12 protein-coding genes are annotated in these 15,366 nt (G+C 64.0%); 6 read left to right on the top strand and 6 right to left on the bottom strand.

Going from position 1 to position 15,366, the window contains the following annotated elements; genetic code table 11:
* Nucleotides 1-53: 53 nt before the first annotated feature.
* Nucleotides 54-1,313, bottom strand: coding sequence for an urea ABC transporter substrate-binding protein (gene urtA / locus GDN70_RS04825; protein ID WP_026201734.1), 1,260 nt, complete (start codon nt 1,311-1,313; stop codon nt 54-56).
* Nucleotides 1,314-1,484: 171 nt separating this feature from the next.
* Here urtA and GDN70_RS04820 point away from each other — a divergent pair, with 171 nt between their 5' ends.
* Nucleotides 1,485-4,856 carry an ATP-binding protein gene (locus GDN70_RS04820; RefSeq protein ID WP_152102220.1) on the top strand — a complete coding sequence of 1,124 codons (3,372 nt, stop codon included), beginning with the start codon at nt 1,485-1,487 and terminating at the stop codon, nt 4,854-4,856.
* Nucleotides 4,840-5,766, top strand: coding sequence for a response regulator (locus GDN70_RS04815; RefSeq protein WP_081494274.1), 927 nt, complete (start codon nt 4,840-4,842; stop codon nt 5,764-5,766). The genes GDN70_RS04820 and GDN70_RS04815 overlap by 17 nt, the downstream gene beginning before the upstream one ends.
* Nucleotides 5,767-6,010: 244 nt before the next feature.
* On the opposite strand, the gene GDN70_RS04810 is transcribed toward GDN70_RS04815, so the two are convergent.
* Complete coding sequence (locus tag GDN70_RS04810) at nt 6,011-7,513, bottom strand: NAD(P)/FAD-dependent oxidoreductase (protein ID WP_152102219.1); 1,503 nt, start codon at nt 7,511-7,513, stop codon at nt 6,011-6,013.
* Nucleotides 7,514-7,637: 124 nt separating this feature from the next.
* Nucleotides 7,638-8,384 (bottom strand): trypsin-like serine protease, encoded by a 747-nt coding sequence (locus GDN70_RS04805; protein WP_173015753.1) that lies wholly within the window; start codon nt 8,382-8,384, stop codon nt 7,638-7,640.
* Nucleotides 8,385-8,485: 101 nt separating this feature from the next.
* Between GDN70_RS04805 and GDN70_RS04800 the strand changes: the two genes are divergently transcribed.
* Nucleotides 8,486-9,121, top strand: a complete 636-nt coding sequence (locus GDN70_RS04800) for an HAD-IA family hydrolase (RefSeq protein ID WP_028139655.1) — start codon at nt 8,486-8,488, stop codon at nt 9,119-9,121.
* A 67-nt stretch (nt 9,122-9,188) separates the two neighbouring features.
* Here the strand turns inward: GDN70_RS04800 and mtnA are convergent, their stop codons facing one another.
* From mtnA to GDN70_RS04780, 3 genes are all read right to left on the bottom strand, one after another.
* Entirely contained in the window at nt 9,189-10,295 is a 1,107-nt protein-coding gene (gene mtnA / locus GDN70_RS04795) for an S-methyl-5-thioribose-1-phosphate isomerase (RefSeq protein ID WP_152102217.1), read from the bottom strand.
* Nucleotides 10,296-10,308: 13 nt separating this feature from the next.
* The gene (locus tag GDN70_RS04790) at nt 10,309-11,187 is read right to left on the bottom strand and encodes an S-methyl-5'-thioadenosine phosphorylase (protein WP_038970700.1); all 879 of its coding nucleotides are present in this window, start codon (nt 11,185-11,187) and stop codon (nt 10,309-10,311) included.
* A gap of 277 nt (nt 11,188-11,464) precedes the next feature.
* Complete coding sequence (locus GDN70_RS04780) at nt 11,465-11,737, bottom strand: phosphopantetheine-binding protein (RefSeq protein WP_028139652.1); 273 nt, start codon at nt 11,735-11,737, stop codon at nt 11,465-11,467.
* A 357-nt stretch (nt 11,738-12,094) separates the two neighbouring features.
* Between GDN70_RS04780 and GDN70_RS04775 the strand changes: the two genes are divergently transcribed.
* The 3 genes from GDN70_RS04775 (at nt 12,095) to GDN70_RS04765 (ending at nt 15,325) form a co-directional block, all read left to right on the top strand.
* Nucleotides 12,095-13,312 carry an acyl-CoA dehydrogenase family protein gene (locus tag GDN70_RS04775; RefSeq protein ID WP_152102216.1) on the top strand — a complete coding sequence of 406 codons (1,218 nt, stop codon included), beginning with the start codon at nt 12,095-12,097 and terminating at the stop codon, nt 13,310-13,312.
* A gap of 39 nt (nt 13,313-13,351) precedes the next feature.
* A complete protein-coding gene (locus GDN70_RS04770; protein WP_028139650.1) occupies nt 13,352-14,332 on the top strand; it encodes an amino acid--[acyl-carrier-protein] ligase in 981 nt (326 codons plus the stop codon).
* A gap of 117 nt (nt 14,333-14,449) precedes the next feature.
* A complete protein-coding gene (locus GDN70_RS04765; protein WP_028139649.1) occupies nt 14,450-15,325 on the top strand; it encodes a hypothetical protein in 876 nt (291 codons plus the stop codon).
* Nucleotides 15,326-15,366: the final 41 nt, after the last annotated feature.

The following is a 15,366-nucleotide window of genomic DNA, read 5'->3' as shown; positions in this document are numbered from 1 at the left end:
GTCCACGCCAGGGAGAGGCTTGGTGTTTGGAAGAAAGCGCCTGAGAGCGCTTCTTACTGGTAGCCCTTGGGGAACGGATCCGGCTCGACGAGATCGGCGGTCTCGTAGATCAGCTCGAACTGGCCATCGAGCTTGGCGCGTCCCACCCGGGTCTTCGACCAGAGGTGATGATTTTCGTGGATGCGCACATAGCCTTCCGGAGCGCCCTTGAACTCGACGCCGGGCGAAGCCGCCGCGATCTTGTCGACGTCGAACGAACCCGCCTTCTCCACCGTCAACTTCCACAGCCACGGGCCGAGATAGGCAGCCTGGGTGACGTCTCCAATCACGGTCTTCTCGCCCCACGCCTTCTTGAACGCCGGCACGAAGGCCTTGTTGTTCGGATTGTCGAGCGACTGGAAGTACTTCATGCAGGCATAGGCGCCCGCGATGTTCTCGCCGCCGATGCCGTCGATCTCGTCTTCGGTCACCGAGATCGTCAGCAGCGCCTGCTTGGAGAGGTCGATGCCGGCGGCCTTGAGCTGCTTGTAGAAGGCGACGTTCGAGCCGCCCACGACGTCGGTGAAGATGACGTCGGGCTTGGTCAGCTTGATCTTGTTGATGACCGAATTGAACTGGGTGTTGCCGAGCGGATAATACTCCTCGCCGACCACCTTGCCCTTCAGCACGTTCTCGACGTGCTTGCGCGCGATCTTGTTCGAGGTGCGCGGCCAGATGTAGTCGGAACCGATGAAGAAGAACGACTTCGCACCCTTCTCCTTGGCGATCCAATTCAGACCCGCGAGAATCTGCTGGGTCGCTTCCTGACCGGTATAGATGACATTCTTGGACTGCTCGAGGCCTTCGTAGAAGGTCGGGTAGTAGAGCATGCCGTTATACTGCTCCATGACCGGCAGCACCGCCTTGCGCGAGGCCGAGGTCCAGCAGCCCATGATCGCCGCGACCTTGTCGTTGACCAGCAGCTTCTTTGCCTTTTCCGCAAAGGTCGGCCAATCACTGGCGCCGTCTTCCTGGATGAACTTGATCTTGCGCCCGAGCACGCCGCCGGCGGCATTGATCTGCTCGATGGCGAGCTTTTCGGCCTCGATGGACCCGGTCTCGGAGATGGCCATGGTGCCGGTCGCCGAGTGCAGGATGCCGACCGTGACCTCGGTGTCGGTGACCGCAAGGCCGGTGGTGTTGACCGCCGAGGTCGCGGGAGCCTGTGCAAAGGACGCCCGCGGCAGCATCGTGATGGCCGGCACGGCGGCCATTCCCATCAATAGTTTGCGCCGGAGCGGCGATAAAAGGCCCTTGTTTGGTTCGTCTGACATGAGCACCCCACTTTTTTTCGAGGACACGCGATTGGTGCCGGTGAGGATGGCTCGGATCTGGGCGGCGGAAGCATACGCAAGATCGCGTATACTGCACCGCAAAATGCCGACGTAGGCTTTTGGTACGGAATTTGCGAGGGCTCCGGGTCCGTATCAGGAGTGGGGTAAAGCGTGGCAGGGCGGCAGCGAATAGACCGCGTCAGGCGACAGTACAACCAATGGGTCGCCAACCAGACGCTGGAGGACTATGCGCTGCGCTTCACGGCCAAGAGCGCGCGCCGCTGGTCCGCCGCCCGGGTCGCCAACACGGCGCTGGGCGCGATCTCGTTCCTGGCGATGGAGGCGATCGGCGGCACCATCACGCTGAACTATGGCGTCACCAACGCGGCCGCCGCCATCCTCGTGGTCTCGACCATCATCTTCTGCTGTGGCGTGCCAATCGCCTACTATGCCGCCAAATGCGGCATCGACATCGACCTGCTCACGCGCGGCGCCGGCTTCGGCTACATCGGCTCCACCGTCACCTCGCTGATCTATGCGTCCTTCACCTTCATCTTCTTTGCGATCGAAGCCGTGATCCTCGCGTCCGCGCTCGAGATGTGCTTCGGGATTCCGCGGCCGATCGGCTACCTCATCAGCGCGGTCGTCATCATCCCGCTGGTGGCCTACGGCATCACGCTGATCAGCCGCTTCCAATTGTGGACGCAGCCGCTGTGGATCGTGCTCCACATCATTCCGTTCGCGGCGATCGCCTGGCACAACCCGCACTCCTTCACGGAGTGGCGCAAGTTCTCGGGCGAGCACGGCGACCTCACCGGGCATTTCGACCTGCTGCTGTTCGGGGTTGCGGCCTCGGTGGTGTTTTCGCTGGTGGCGCAGATCGGCGAGCAGGTCGACTTCCTGCGATTTTTGCCGCGCGATCGCCGCGCCTCCAGGGCGTCGTGGTGGGTGGCGATGATGAGCGCGGGACCGGGCTGGATCGTGCTTGGCGCCTTGAAGCTCCTCGCGGGTTCCTTCCTCGCCTTCTTCGCGCTCAGCCACGGGGTGCCGCCCGAGGAGGCCGCCGAGCCCGCGCATATGTATCTCGAAGCGTTCCGCTATGTGCTGTCGCAGCCCGACCTCGCGCTGGCGTTGACCGGCACGTTCGTGATCCTGTCCCAGGTGAAGATCAACGTCACCAACGCCTATGCCGGATCGATCGCCTGGTCGAACTTCTTCTCGCGCCTGACCCACAGCCATCCCGGCCGCGTCGTCTGGCTGGTCTTCAACGTCATCGTGGCGCTCCTGTTGATGGAGATCGGCGTCTACAAGGCCCTGGAGCAGACCCTGGCGCTCTATTCGAACGTCGCGATCGCCTGGGTCGGCGCGCTGGTCGCGGATCTCGTCGTCAACAAGCCGCTTGGATTGCGGCCGCAGCAGATCGAATTCAAGCGCGCGCATCTCTACGACGTCAATCCGGTCGGCGTGGGGGCGATGACGATCGCGACCATTGTCTCCATCAGCGCCTTTTACGGCCTGTTCGGGCCGACCGCGAAGGCGCTGTCGGCCTTCATAGCGCTGGCCGTCGCCTTCATTGCCGCACCGTTGATTGCCTGGGCCACGGACGGCAAGTACTACATCGCGCGAAAGCCGAAGCGGAGCTGGCAGGACATCGAGTCGATCCAGTGTTGCATCTGCGAGCACGCGTTCGAGCCGGAGGACATGGCTTCCTGCCCCGCTTACGCCGGGCCGATCTGCTCCTTGTGCTGTTCGCTGGATGCCCGCTGCCACGATCTCTGCAAGCCGCACGCGCGGATCCAGGCGCAGGTGTCGGAGACGCTGGGCAAGCTGATGCCGCAGCCGATCTACGCGCGCATCAACTCGCAGCTCGGCCACTATATCGGCGTTTTCGCAGTCTCCGCCGGCCTCGTCGCGCTGGTGCTGGGCCTGATCTATCTGCAGACCTCGGCGAGCGTGCATGGCGAGAACGCGCTCGTCTCCGACGTGCTCTGGAAGGTGTTCTTCTCGCTCAGCATCATCATCGGGGTGGTGGCGTGGTTGTTCGTGCTGGCGCAGCAGAGCCGCCGGGCCGCCGAGGAGGAGACGCGGCGGCAGACGGCGCTTCTGATCCAGGAGATCGACGCGCACAAGCGCACCGACGCCGAGTTGCAGCGCGCCAAGGAGGTCGCCGAATCCGCCAACCTCGCCAAGAGCCGTTATGTCGTCGGCCTGAGCCACGAGCTGCGCTCACCGCTGAACGCGATCAGCGGCTATGCCCAGCTCCTGGAGCAAGATACGACGCTGAGCACGAAGCCGCGCGACCAGGTTCGCGTCGTCCGCCGCAGCGCCGACCACCTCTCCGGCCTGATCGACGGCATTCTGGACATCTCAAAGATCGAGGCGGGACGGCTGTATCTGTCGCGCGACGAGGTAAGCCTCAGCGAATTCCTCGACCAGCTGGTCGGCATGTTCCGCCTGCAGGCTGCTGCCAAGGGCATCGACTTCGTGTTCCGCCGGCCGGCGTATTTGCCGCTGGTGGTCTATGCCGATGAGAAACGGCTGCGCCAGGTGTTGATCAATTTGCTCTCCAACGCCATCAAGTTCACCCAGACCGGCAGCGTGCAGTTCGTCGTGCACTATCGCAGCCCCGTTGCCGAGTTCGAGGTGATCGACACCGGCCCCGGCATCCAGGGCGACGATCTCGAACGCATCTTCGCGCCGTTCGAGCGCGGTGCGCTCGGCGTTTCGCAACCGCAAACCGGAACGGGACTTGGCCTGACCATCAGCCGACTGCTCGCCGGCGTGATGGGCGGCGATATCAAGGTCATGAGCACGGTCGGCACCGGCTCAACGTTCAAGGTCAAGATCCTGCTCTCGGAGGTCACCAATCCCCAGCGCATCGCGCCGGTGGAGGCTCCCATCTCCGGCTATCACGGCGCGCGCAAGACCATTCTCATCACCGACGATGATCCCGTCCATCGCGATCTCTTGCGCGAGGTGCTGACGCCGCTCGGCTTCATCCTGCTGAGCGCCCCCGACGGCCCCGGCTGCCTCGCGCTGGCTCAGCATTGCCGGCCCGATTTGTTCCTGCTCGATATCTCGATGCCCGCCATGGATGGCTGGGCCGTCGCGGAGGCCTTGCGCGCGAGCGGCCATCACCAGGCGCGCATCCTGATGGTGTCGGCCAGCGCGATTGAGGCCCACGGCGCGCCGCTGGCGCAGCCCTTCCACGACGGCTATTTGATGAAGCCGATCGACATCCCGCGGATTCTGGAGACGATCCGCCAGCTCCTCAGGATCGAATGGCAATATGGCTCGGACGAGATTCCCGTGTCATTCTGGCGCCCCGAAAGCGGATCGAGGCCACCGGCGCGGCACATCGAGGCCCTGATCGGGCTCGGCCGGATCGGCTACGTCAAGGGAATCCAGTTGAAGCTGGACGAGATCGGCAGCGAGCATCCGGAACATGCCGACTTCGTCGCACAGATGCGGTCGCTGGTCGACCGCTTCGATCTCGAGCAGTACATGTCCACATTGAAGACGTTGCATGCGCATGAACATTGAGTCGAAAAAGCGCGACGTCGCGCTCGTTGTCGATGACTCTCCCGAGACGCTGCGGCTGCTCACCGACGCGCTCGACGGCGCCGGCATGACGGTGATGGTGGCGCTCGACGGCGCGGCGGCGATCCGCATCATCGACCAAATCACGCCCGACATCGTTCTGCTCGATGCCGTGATGCCCGGCATCGACGGCTTCGAGACCTGCCGCCGGCTCAAGCGCGATGCGGGACTTGCCAATGTCCCTGTGATCTTCATGACGGGGCTCGCTGAAACCGAGCATATCGTTCGCGGGCTCGAGGCCGGCGGCGTCGATTACGTGACGAAGCCGATCGTGATCGAAGAGATGCTGGCGCGCATCCGCGTCCATCTCGGCAATGCCCGCCTGACCCAGAGCGCGCGCGCAGCGCTCGACGTCTCCGGCCGCTTCCTGTTCGCGGTCGATCGCCAGGGCAGTGTGCTGTGGGCGACGCCGCAGGCGCAGAAGCTGCTGTCCGATCATCACGGCGCACAGGCCGACGACTTCGTCCTCCCGCCATCGCTGCTGCAATGGCTGGAGCAGGCCAGAGCCAAGGGCAGCTCGAAGTCCCAGGCGGCTTCCTTGCCCGACAACCCGCAGCTGCGGCTCTATTACATGGGCGAGACCGCGCCGAACGAGTTTTTGCTGCGGCTCTCCAGGGAGTCCGGCACCGCACTGCCTCCGGAATTCACCAGCGAGCTCGGCCTCACCACCCGCGAGGGCGAGGTGCTGGCCTGGCTCAGCAAGGGCAAGACCAACCGCGACATCGCCCAGATTTTGGGATTGAGCCCGCGCACGGTCGACAAGCATCTCGAGCAGATCTACGCCAAGCTCGGCGTGGAGAACCGGACGGCGGCGGCAGCGATTGCGGCGAATGCGACGCGAAGGAATTCGTGAGCTGCGGTGTGGATGAGTTGGCGCGCCTCTGATCCAGCAACCGATGTCGTCCCGGACAAGCGGAGCGCCGATCCGGGACCCATAACCACAGGAAGATGCTTGGCGTAGACCCGCAGTTACCTGCTCGCTCCATAACCACTCCCTGTGGTTATGGATCCCGGGTTCGCTTCGCGCCCCGGGACGACGGCGGAGTGTGGTGTGAGCGTCGCCGCCCCCTCACACGAACCCGCACCCACGAACTTCCTCACCCGTACACAAACGCCGTGTCATCCAGGTCCGTCTTCGGGATCTCGTCCTTTTCGGTCCAGTAATCCTGGCTGTGCTGCCATTCCGGCTTGTCGCCGCGCTTGGGCAGCAGGTTCATGTTGCGCATCATGTAGCCGGGATTGAAGTTTTCCGGATCGATCCAGGGCAGGATCGGCATGTTGTGGTCTTCGGGTCGCAGCTTGACCTCGACCTTTTTCTTGCCTTTGGCCTTCATGTGGCCGAGCAGCCGGCAGACGAAGTCGGCGACGAGATCGACTCGCAGCGTCCAGCTGGCGCGGAAATAGCCGAACACCCAGACCATGTTCGGAACGCCCGTGAACATCATGCCGCGATAGGTGACGGTGTCGCCAAAGGCGAGCGGCTTGCCGTCGATCTCGAAGGCGATGTCGCCGAGCGCCGCGAGATTGAAGCCGGTCGCGGTGACGATGACATCGGCCTCCAGCAGCTTGCCGGATTTGAGCTGAATGCCGTTCTCGACGAAGCATTCGATCTCGTCGGTGACGACGGAGGCCTTGCCGCTGGCGATGCCCTTGAACAGATCGGCATCGGGCACGAAGGCGATGCGCTGCCGCCACGGCCGGTAAGTCGGCGTGAAATGCGTCTCGACGTCGTAGTCGGGACCGAGCACCGCGCTGATCTGGCCGATCAGGTCCTTCTTGACCTGCTCCGGCTTGGATAGGCAGAGTTTTGTGAAGGCGTCCTGCTCGAACAGGATCTTGCGCCGAACGATCTCGTGGATCCAGGCCTCGTCGACCTGAAGCCGGCGCAGCTCCTCTGCGATCTCGATGGCGTTGCGGCCGAGGCGAAAATAGGTCGGCGAACGCTGCAGCATGGTGACATGCGCGCAACTGTCCGCGATGTTCGGCACCAGCGTCGCCGCCGTCGCGCCCGAGCCGATCACGACGACCTTCTTGTTCGTGAGGTCGAGATCATCAGGCCAGGTCTGCGGATGGACGACGCGGCCCTTGAAGCGATCGGTGCCCTTCCATTCCGGCGTGTAGCCTTCCGAATGGCGGTAATAGCCCTGGCACATCCACAGGAAGTTCGCCGTGAAGGCTTTTGCTTCGCCGGTGTCGGTCGTCACCGCCTCAATGGTCCAGAGATTCTGCTCGCTCGACCAGCTCGCGGAATTGATCTTGTGCTTGTAGCGGATGTGCTTGGCGATATCGTTGTCGTCGATCACCTCGTTCATATAGGCGAGGATTTCTTCAGCGGTCGCGATCGGCGGCCCGACCCAGGGCTTGAAGCTATAGCCGAACGTATGGAGATCGCTGTCCGAGCGGATGCCGGGATAACGATGCGTGCTCCAGGTGCCGCCGAACGTCGCCTGCGTCTCCAGGATGACATAGCTCGTGCCCGGAAGTTGCTTCTCGATGTGATAGGCGCTGCCGATGCCGGAGATGCCGGCGCCGACGATCAGCACGTCGAAATGTTCAGAAGCCTGTTTGGCCGGGGCGTGACTGCGAACAGCGACATTCATTGTTGCTTCTATGCCTTGCTTGTTTTTGTGGCCGTCCTTGACGAACGACGCGTTTCCTCCGCGGCCGGCATGATCGCCCGCCGCGCTTCCGCTGCAAAATGACATAGATCAAGTCGCGGTCAAATCACAGTGCCGCACCCCAGCTCCGCGCGGTCTGCAAGATCCAGTCGCGGTAGAGCGTGAGCGGCGTGACGCCGGTCAATCCGCCGCAGCCGTCGCCGGCGTTCGGTCCCGTCGCCCAGCTGATGACACCGACAAGCACGGCACCGCTCGGCTTGTCCTCGAACACGGGACCGCCGGAATCGCCGGTACAAGCGCCAATTCCGTCGCGAACACCGTTGGTTACGGGATCGACCAGGCGGATCTGAAGCGTGCCGGGCTGGCCCGTGACGACAAGGCCCGCGACGCGCGTGGCCCCGCCGCTCCTGCCATCACCGCGCACGGTAACACCGGTACCGGCAATGACGAAACGGCTACCGACCTGGATTGGAATATTCGGCGCGCCGACCGGCACCGTCGATTTTCCCTTGAGTGGAATTTCCAGTTGCAGCAGCGCCACGTCTGCGCCGGCGCGATGCACCTGCGCCTTGTAGCCCGGATGGATCGCGATGGTGCGCACGTTCAGCAATTGCGGCGCACCACCGCTGCGATCGACGATCTTGTAGTCCGCGCCCGGCGGCACGCAGTGAGCGCCGGTCAATACGATCCTCGGCGCGATCAGAGTGCCGGTGCAGGAATTGCCGCGCGAGCCGACGATGGTGACGACGGCGCGCGCGACGCCGTCGGCCTGCGGCGTGCCGCCGCCGACGATGGCATGGGCGGGTGTGGCGAGCAGCAGCGCAGTCGTGATGAACGTGGCAAGCTTCTTCATGGGAACACGCTTCGGTATTGGCGGCGGCAGATTGCTTCGGACTGGCCCTTGCCGATAGCGCATGCTAGCCCTCTTGGAAAGGAATTGACGAGGGCAGGATAGTGGCGATCGAGGCGGTGATCTTTGACTTTGGCGGCGTGCTGACGAGTTCACCGTTCGAAGCATTCGCGCGGTTCGAGACCGAGCGCGGCCTGCCCGTCGACATCATCCGGCGGACCAACGCCGCCAACCACCTGGAAAACGCCTGGGCCAAGTTCGAGCGGGCCGAGGTCGATATCGATACCTTCGACGAATTGTTCGCGACGGAATCGCTCGCACTCGGCGCGGAGGTACGCGGTCGCGACGTGCTGCCGCTGCTGCAGGGCGATCTGCGCCCCGAGATGGTCGAGGCGCTGAAGCGCATCAAGGCGCAATTCAAGACCGGCTGCATCACCAACAATTTGCCTGCCAATGCCATCGGCAGCATGACCGGGCGCTCCCTCTACATCGCCGAAGTCATGGTGCTGTTCGACCACGTGATCGAATCCGCCAAGATCGGCCTGCGCAAGCCCGATCCGCGAATCTACAGGCTGATGGTCGAGACACTGAAGGTCGATCCGAACAATTGCGTCTATCTCGACGATCTCGGCGTCAATCTGAAACCCGCGCGCGAGATGGGCATGACCACGATCAAGGTGACGAGCAGCGCGCAGGCGATTGCGGAGCTTGAGGCGGCGACGGGGCTGAAGCTGGGGTAGGCACCTCGTCGTTGCGAGGCACGAAGCCGTAGGGTGGGCAAAGCGAAGCGTGCCCACCCTACGAGAGCTACTCCGCCGCCGCCACGATCCGGTCCGGAAACGCCGCCGCCAGCTCGTCGCGATCCGGCTTCAGCACGCCGCGCTCGGTGATGAGGCCCGTCACGAGCCGTGCCGGCGTCACATCGAAAGCGTAATTTGCGACCGGCGATCCCTCGGGCACGATGCGCACCGTCTCCAGCCTTCCATCCGCGGTGCGGCCGGTCATGTCGGTGACCTCGACGCCGCTGCGCTGCTCGATCGGAATATCGCGGATGCCGTCATGGACGGTAAAATCGATCGTCGGCGACGGCAGCGCGACATAGAACGGCACGCCGTTGTCGTGAGCGGCGAGCGCCTTCAGGTAGGTGCCGATCTTGTTGCAGACATCGCCATTCGCGGCGACGCGGTCGGTGCCGACGATGGCGAGATCGACCATGCCGTGCTGCATCAGGTGCCCACCGGTGTTGTCGGGGATCACCGTATGCGACACGCCGTGATGACCGAGCTCCCAGGCCGTGAGCGAGGCGCCCTGGTTGCGCGGACGCGTCTCGTCGACCCAGACATGGATCTTGATGCCGCGTTCGTGCGCAAGATAGATCGGCGCCGTCGCCGTGCCCCAGTCGACGGTGGCGAGCCAGCCGGCGTTGCAGTGGGTCAACACGTTGACGATCTCGCCCCGCTTCTTCGACGCGATCGCCTCGATCAGCTTCAAGCCGTTGCCGGCGATGCCGCGGTTGATCTCGACGTCCTGCTCGACGATCTCGTCGGCACGCGCATAGGCTGCCTCGGCGCGCTCCAGCGGAGCGATCGGCGCGAGCGCCACGCGCATCTCGTCCAGCGCCCATTTCAGATTGATCGCGGTCGGCCGCGCCACTACGAGCGTGTCGTAAGCGCGCTTCAGGCCGGCGTCGGAGGCGTCCTCGCGCATGGCGAGTGCCATGCCGTAGGCCGCGGTGGCACCGATCAGCGGCGCGCCCCGCACCAGCATGTCGCGGATTGCGACGGCCGCGTCTTCAGACGATGTCAGCTTCGCGACGACGAACTCATGCGGCAGCCGGCGCTGGTCGATCGCACCGATTGACCAGCCGTCATGCTCGCGCCAGATGCTGCGGAAATGCTTGCCGTCGACCTTCATGGCATTCTGCCTTTCACTTCGCGCGCAGGATGCGCCCGGCCACCGCGTCGAGCTTCTTCAGAAGCTCGGGATCGCGCGCCTCGGGCGCCGTGATCAGCGCGGTGTCGAGGGCGCGATCCGACCCGATCGGACAGGGCTCATGCTCGCGCGGAAAGTCCTTTGCCAGCCGCGCCACCAAGGCCTTGGCCTTGTCGGCGTTCGAGGTCAGCACGCGGATGATATCCTGCACGGTGACGGCATCGTGATCGGGATGCCAACAGTCGAAATCCGTCACCATCGCCACCGTGGCGTAACAGATCTCCGCCTCGCGCGCGAGCTTCGCCTCCGGCATGTTGGTCATGCCGATCACGGAATAGCCCAGCGTCTTGTAGGTCATGCTCTCCGCATAGGTGGAGAATTGCGGCCCTTCCATGCAGACATAAGTGCCGCCGCGCGCGATCGCGATGCTCTCGGCTTCAGCGGCCGCGGCAAGATGGATGCGCAAACGTGGAGAGATCGGATGCGCCATCGACACATGGGCGACGCAGCCCCGACCGAAGAACGAGCTCTCACGTTTGTGGGTGCGGTCGACGAATTGGTCGACGAGAACGAAGGTGCCCGGCGGCAGTTCCTCCCTGAAGGAGCCGCAGGCCGATAGCGAGATCAAATCGGTGACGCCGGCCCGCTTCAAAACGTCGATATTGGCGCGGTAGTTGATGTCGGAGGGCGACAGCCGGTGCCCCTTGTCGTGCCGCGGCAGGAATACGATCGGCAACCCCGCGATGGTGCCGCGGCGCACGGGCGCCGACGGCTCGCCCCAGGGGCTCCTGATCACCTCTTCGCGCGCACCCTCGAGGCCCGGCAGATCATAAATGCCCGAGCCGCCGATGATGCCCAATACCGCCTGCGTCATGCCTGCTCCACCCTGTTCGCCACGTGCGACATGGTTAAGCTATGCCAGTTTTGCGGCGGTTTTGGAACCGGGTGCGCAGTGATGCCGGTGCTGTGAGGAGCGCAAAATGCTCAACTCACACTCGACGTCGTCCCGGCGAACGCCGGGACCCATACCGCAGAATCTATCTAGGATGGTCGGTCGCAATCCCGAACGACCAGTCTTCGCACAACTACGGCCTGGGGTTATGGGCCCCTGCGTTCGCAGGGGCGACCCGGGGAAAATTTGCTGCGCCTGACTAAGCCGCCGCCGCCAGCTGCAGCTGGGTCGCCACCATCCGCTCCAGCGTCTCGACGGACTGGAAATTCTCCGGCGTGATCTCGGCTTGCGGGATGGTGAAGTCGAACTCGGCTTCGACGCCGAGCATCAGATTGACCATGTCCATCGAGGTCAGGCCGACATCGACGAGTTTGGCGGACGGCGTGACGTTAGCGGCGAGCGAATTCTGCTCGAGGATGCCCTTCACCAGCTTGATGATGCGATTGCGTACGTCGGTATCAAAGGATTGCATCGGCAAATTCCCGTCTGTCTGTCAAAGGTCGGACCGGCTTGCCGCTACGATGGGCATGGCCTGCCGGTCCCGCAATGGGCGATACCAATACTTCGCGTTTCTTAGTAAACGATGACTCAGATTGTCTGAAATTCAGGCTTCTTCCAGAGTCCTAACGCGATGCTGGAAAAACGGGTGATGCAAACAACCGGACCTTAACTGTTCGTTCGGAATTGGGCTTTGTTTACCCTCTATTTCATCGACGAATTTGAATTAAATCCGTAGCCTCATCTCACAAGCAAAGATGGCCGGAGGATCGCTTACGCGCATCGCGAATGATGCCGGCGATCTCGAACGGCAAACCGGAGGCGGACGAGTATGAACGTGCGTGAAGCAGTCCTCACTGTCGACGAAACGCAGACGGGCTTCCTCGAGCAGGGTCCCTCCCTGATCGAGCGCGCCGCCCGGACCGCCGCAGCTGCCGCGGCCGACGCCGACGGGGTCGATCGCGACGCCCGTTTCCCGCACAAGGCTTTCGAGATCGCGCGCGAGCAGAAGCTGCTCGGCGTCATGATCCCGGTCGAGTTCGGCGGCTTCGGTGCCTCCATCTACGACGTCACCGACATCTGCTACACGCTCGGACGCGCCTGCGCCTCGACCGCGATGATCTACGCGATGCACCAGACCAAGGTCGCCTGCGTCGTCAGGCACGGCCACGGCATCCCCTGGATGGAGACCATGATGCGCCGGGTCGCCCGCGACCAGTGGCTGCTCGCCTCCTCCACCACCGAAGGCCAGAACGGCGGCAACATCCGCGCCAGCGCCGCCGCGGTCGATCACGCCGGCGATACCGTTTCGCTGGTGCGCGACGCCACCGTGATCTCCTACGGCGCGGAAGCCGACGGCCTCGTCACCATCGCCCGCCGCGCTACCGAGGCCGCCGCCTCCGACCAGGTTCTGCTGGCGCTCGCCAAGGACGATTATTCGCTGAAGCGGACGCTGGGCTGGGAAACGCTCGGCATGCGCGGCACCTGCTCGACCGGTTTCGAGCTGAAGGTCGATTGCCCCGCCGATCGCGTCTTCCCGGAATCCTATGACAAGATCCACGCCCAGACCATGACGCCGTTCGCGCATCTGTGCTGGTCGTCGGCCTGGGCCGGCATCGCCGCCGCAGCCGTGACCCGCGCGCAGGCCTTCATCCGCAAGGCGGCCCGCACCTCCGGCGGCCAGATGCCGCCGGCCGCGGCACATTTCACCGCCGCCAAGATGTCGCTGGCAAAGCTGCGTGCGCTGCTGTCGACCAATATCGATGCCTTTGCCCGCGCCGAACATGACGAGCGCGCCCTCGGCTCGCTCGACTTCCAGTCCTCGATCACGCTGCTGAAGGTGCAGGCTTCCGAACTCGCGGTCGAGACCGTGATGCATGCGATGCGCACAGCCGGCCTCTCCGGCTACCGCAACGACGGCGAGTTCACCATGGGCCGGCACCTCCGCGACGTGCTGTCGTCCCCGATCATGATCAACAACGACCGCATTCTGGCCAATGCCGCGACATCGACGCTGATGAGCGGCGTGCCGACAAGCCTTCACGACTGAATCAACAATAACAATTTTGAGATAGCAGGACATCGCCCCATGAACATTGCCATCCTTCCCGACTCGCCCGCGACCGCGCCGCAGATGATCGATCCGCTCGATCATCTGGCCGACAAGCTGTTCCACCGCATGGGCGCTGACGGCGTCTACGCCCGCACCGGGCTGTATGAAGGCGTCGTCGAGAAGCTCGCCGCGCTGATCACGAGCCATCGCGAGAGCGGCACCGAGGTGATGCGCTTCCCGCCGGTGATGAGCCGGGCTCAGCTGGAGAAATCCGGCTACCTCAAGAGCTTTCCGAACCTGCTCGGCTGCGTTTGCGGTCTGCACGGGACCGAGCGCGAGATCAACGCCGCGGTGAGCCGCTTCGACGCCGGCGGCGACTGGACCACCTCGCTGTCTCCCGCCGATCTCGTGCTGTCGCCCGCCGCCTGCTATCCGGTCTATCCGATCGCGGCGAGCCGCGGCCCCTTGCCGAAGGGCGGTCTGCGCTTCGACGTTGCCGCGGATTGCTTCCGCCGCGAGCCGTCGAAGCATCTCGACCGGTTGCAATCGTTCCGGATGCGCGAATATGTCTGCATCGGCAGCCCCGATGACGTCGCCGATTTCCGTGAGCGCTGGATGGTGCGCGCGCAGGCGATCGCGACCGACCTCGGCCTCACCTTCCGTGTCGACTATGCCAGCGATCCCTTCTTCGGTCGCGTCGGCCAGATGAAGGCGGTGAGCCAGAAGCAGCAGCAGCTCAAGTTCGAGCTGCTCATTCCGCTGCGCTCGGAAGAGCAGCCGACCGCCTGCATGAGCTTCAACTATCACCGCGAGCATTTCGGCACGACCTGGGGAATCCAGGATGCCGGCGGCGAGCCGGCCCACACCGGCTGCGTCGCCTTCGGCATGGACCGGCTGGCTGTCGCCATGTTCCACACCCACGGCACCGACCTTTCCGCCTGGCCCGCCAAGGTGCGGGACGTCCTGGGCCTGCAGCCGCGGGTCACGGCCGACGCCCATGTCGAAGGCTGGCGCTAGCAGCATGATCCAGATCCGAGGGACCGCGTCAGCAAGAAGTGCGAAGCGGTCTTCCGAAAAGATCATGCTGAAACAATAGACGAAACGAGGCCTGCCATTTCCACGGGTAAGACGAGCGTGATTCACACCAAGGTGCGATGCCGCGAGATCACCGAGTCCGACGCCGAAGCGGTCGCGGACCTGCTGACGCGCGGCTTCGTCGGCCGCTCGCGGAACTATTGGATTCAGGGTCTGCGCCGGCAGGCCTTCCGGTCTGTCCCGGAGGGCTATCCGCGCTTCGGCTACATGCTCGAGAGTGACGGCACGCCGGTCGGCGTGCTGCTGCTGATCTACACGGCGCGGAAGAGCGGCGAAGAGACCGCCATCCAGTGCAATCTATCGAGCTGGTATGTCGATCCGGCCTACCGCAACTATGCCCCACTGCTGACCAAGATCGCGCAGCGGCACAAGGACGTGACCTATTTCAACATCAGCCCGGCGCCGTGGACCTGGCCGATCATCGAGACGCAGGGCTTTCGCGCCTACTGCCGCGGCATATTCTTTTCGGTGCCTGCCCTGGCGCGCCCCCCGCGCTGGAGCGAGATCGAGGTCATCTCGCCTCACGCCAAGACGATCGAGGGGCTTTCCGAAGCCGAGACCGAGCTTCTGACGCGGCATGCGCGCTACAATTGCCTCAGCCTCGTCTGCCGCACACCGAAGGGAACATTCCCCTTCATCCTGCAACCGGTGCGCATCCGCCGCGGCTTCATCGCGCCCCCGGCGATGAAGCTGATCTATTGCCGGAACGCCGCGGAATACGCCGCCTGCGCAGGCCGCATCGGCCGGCTGCTGCTTCGGCTCGGCAAGATCGCGGTGGCGATCGATTCCAATGGCCCGATTCCCGGCCTTGTCGGTATTTATACCGAGCGGCGCGGTCGCAAATACTTCAAGGGCCCGCACCGGCCGCAGCTCGGCGATCTCACCGATACGGAACTGGTATTGTACGGGCCGTAGGGAAGGCTGTCGGACCAGACCACCGCTGTCGTCCCTGCGAA

Source organism: Bradyrhizobium sp. TM102, assembly GCF_009176685.1.
GTDB classification, from domain to species: Bacteria; Pseudomonadota; Alphaproteobacteria; order Rhizobiales; family Xanthobacteraceae; genus Bradyrhizobium; species Bradyrhizobium ottawaense.
This window is presented reverse-complemented; position numbering and strand designations above follow the sequence as displayed.

Bases quoted from the DNA above. Each gene is read 5' to 3' on its own strand.
- GDN70_RS04790 (WP_038970700.1), bottom strand. From the start codon at position 11,187: ATGACGCAGGCGGTATTGGGCATCATCGGCGGCTCGGGCATTTATGAT.
- GDN70_RS04775 (WP_152102216.1), top strand. From the start codon at position 12,095: ATGAACGTGCGTGAAGCAGTCCTCACTGTCGACGAAACGCAGACGGGC.
- GDN70_RS04770 (WP_028139650.1), top strand. From the start codon at position 13,352: ATGAACATTGCCATCCTTCCCGACTCGCCCGCGACCGCGCCGCAGATG.
- GDN70_RS04810 (WP_152102219.1), bottom strand. From the start codon at position 7,513: ATGAATGTCGCTGTTCGCAGTCACGCCCCGGCCAAACAGGCTTCTGAA.
- mtnA (WP_152102217.1), bottom strand. From the start codon at position 10,295: ATGAAGGTCGACGGCAAGCATTTCCGCAGCATCTGGCGCGAGCATGAC.
- GDN70_RS04815 (WP_081494274.1), top strand. From the start codon at position 4,840: ATGCGCATGAACATTGAGTCGAAAAAGCGCGACGTCGCGCTCGTTGTC.
- urtA (WP_026201734.1), bottom strand. From the start codon at position 1,313: ATGTCAGACGAACCAAACAAGGGCCTTTTATCGCCGCTCCGGCGCAAA.
- GDN70_RS04805 (WP_173015753.1), bottom strand. From the start codon at position 8,384: ATGAAGAAGCTTGCCACGTTCATCACGACTGCGCTGCTGCTCGCCACA.
- GDN70_RS04780 (WP_028139652.1), bottom strand. From the start codon at position 11,737: ATGCAATCCTTTGATACCGACGTACGCAATCGCATCATCAAGCTGGTG.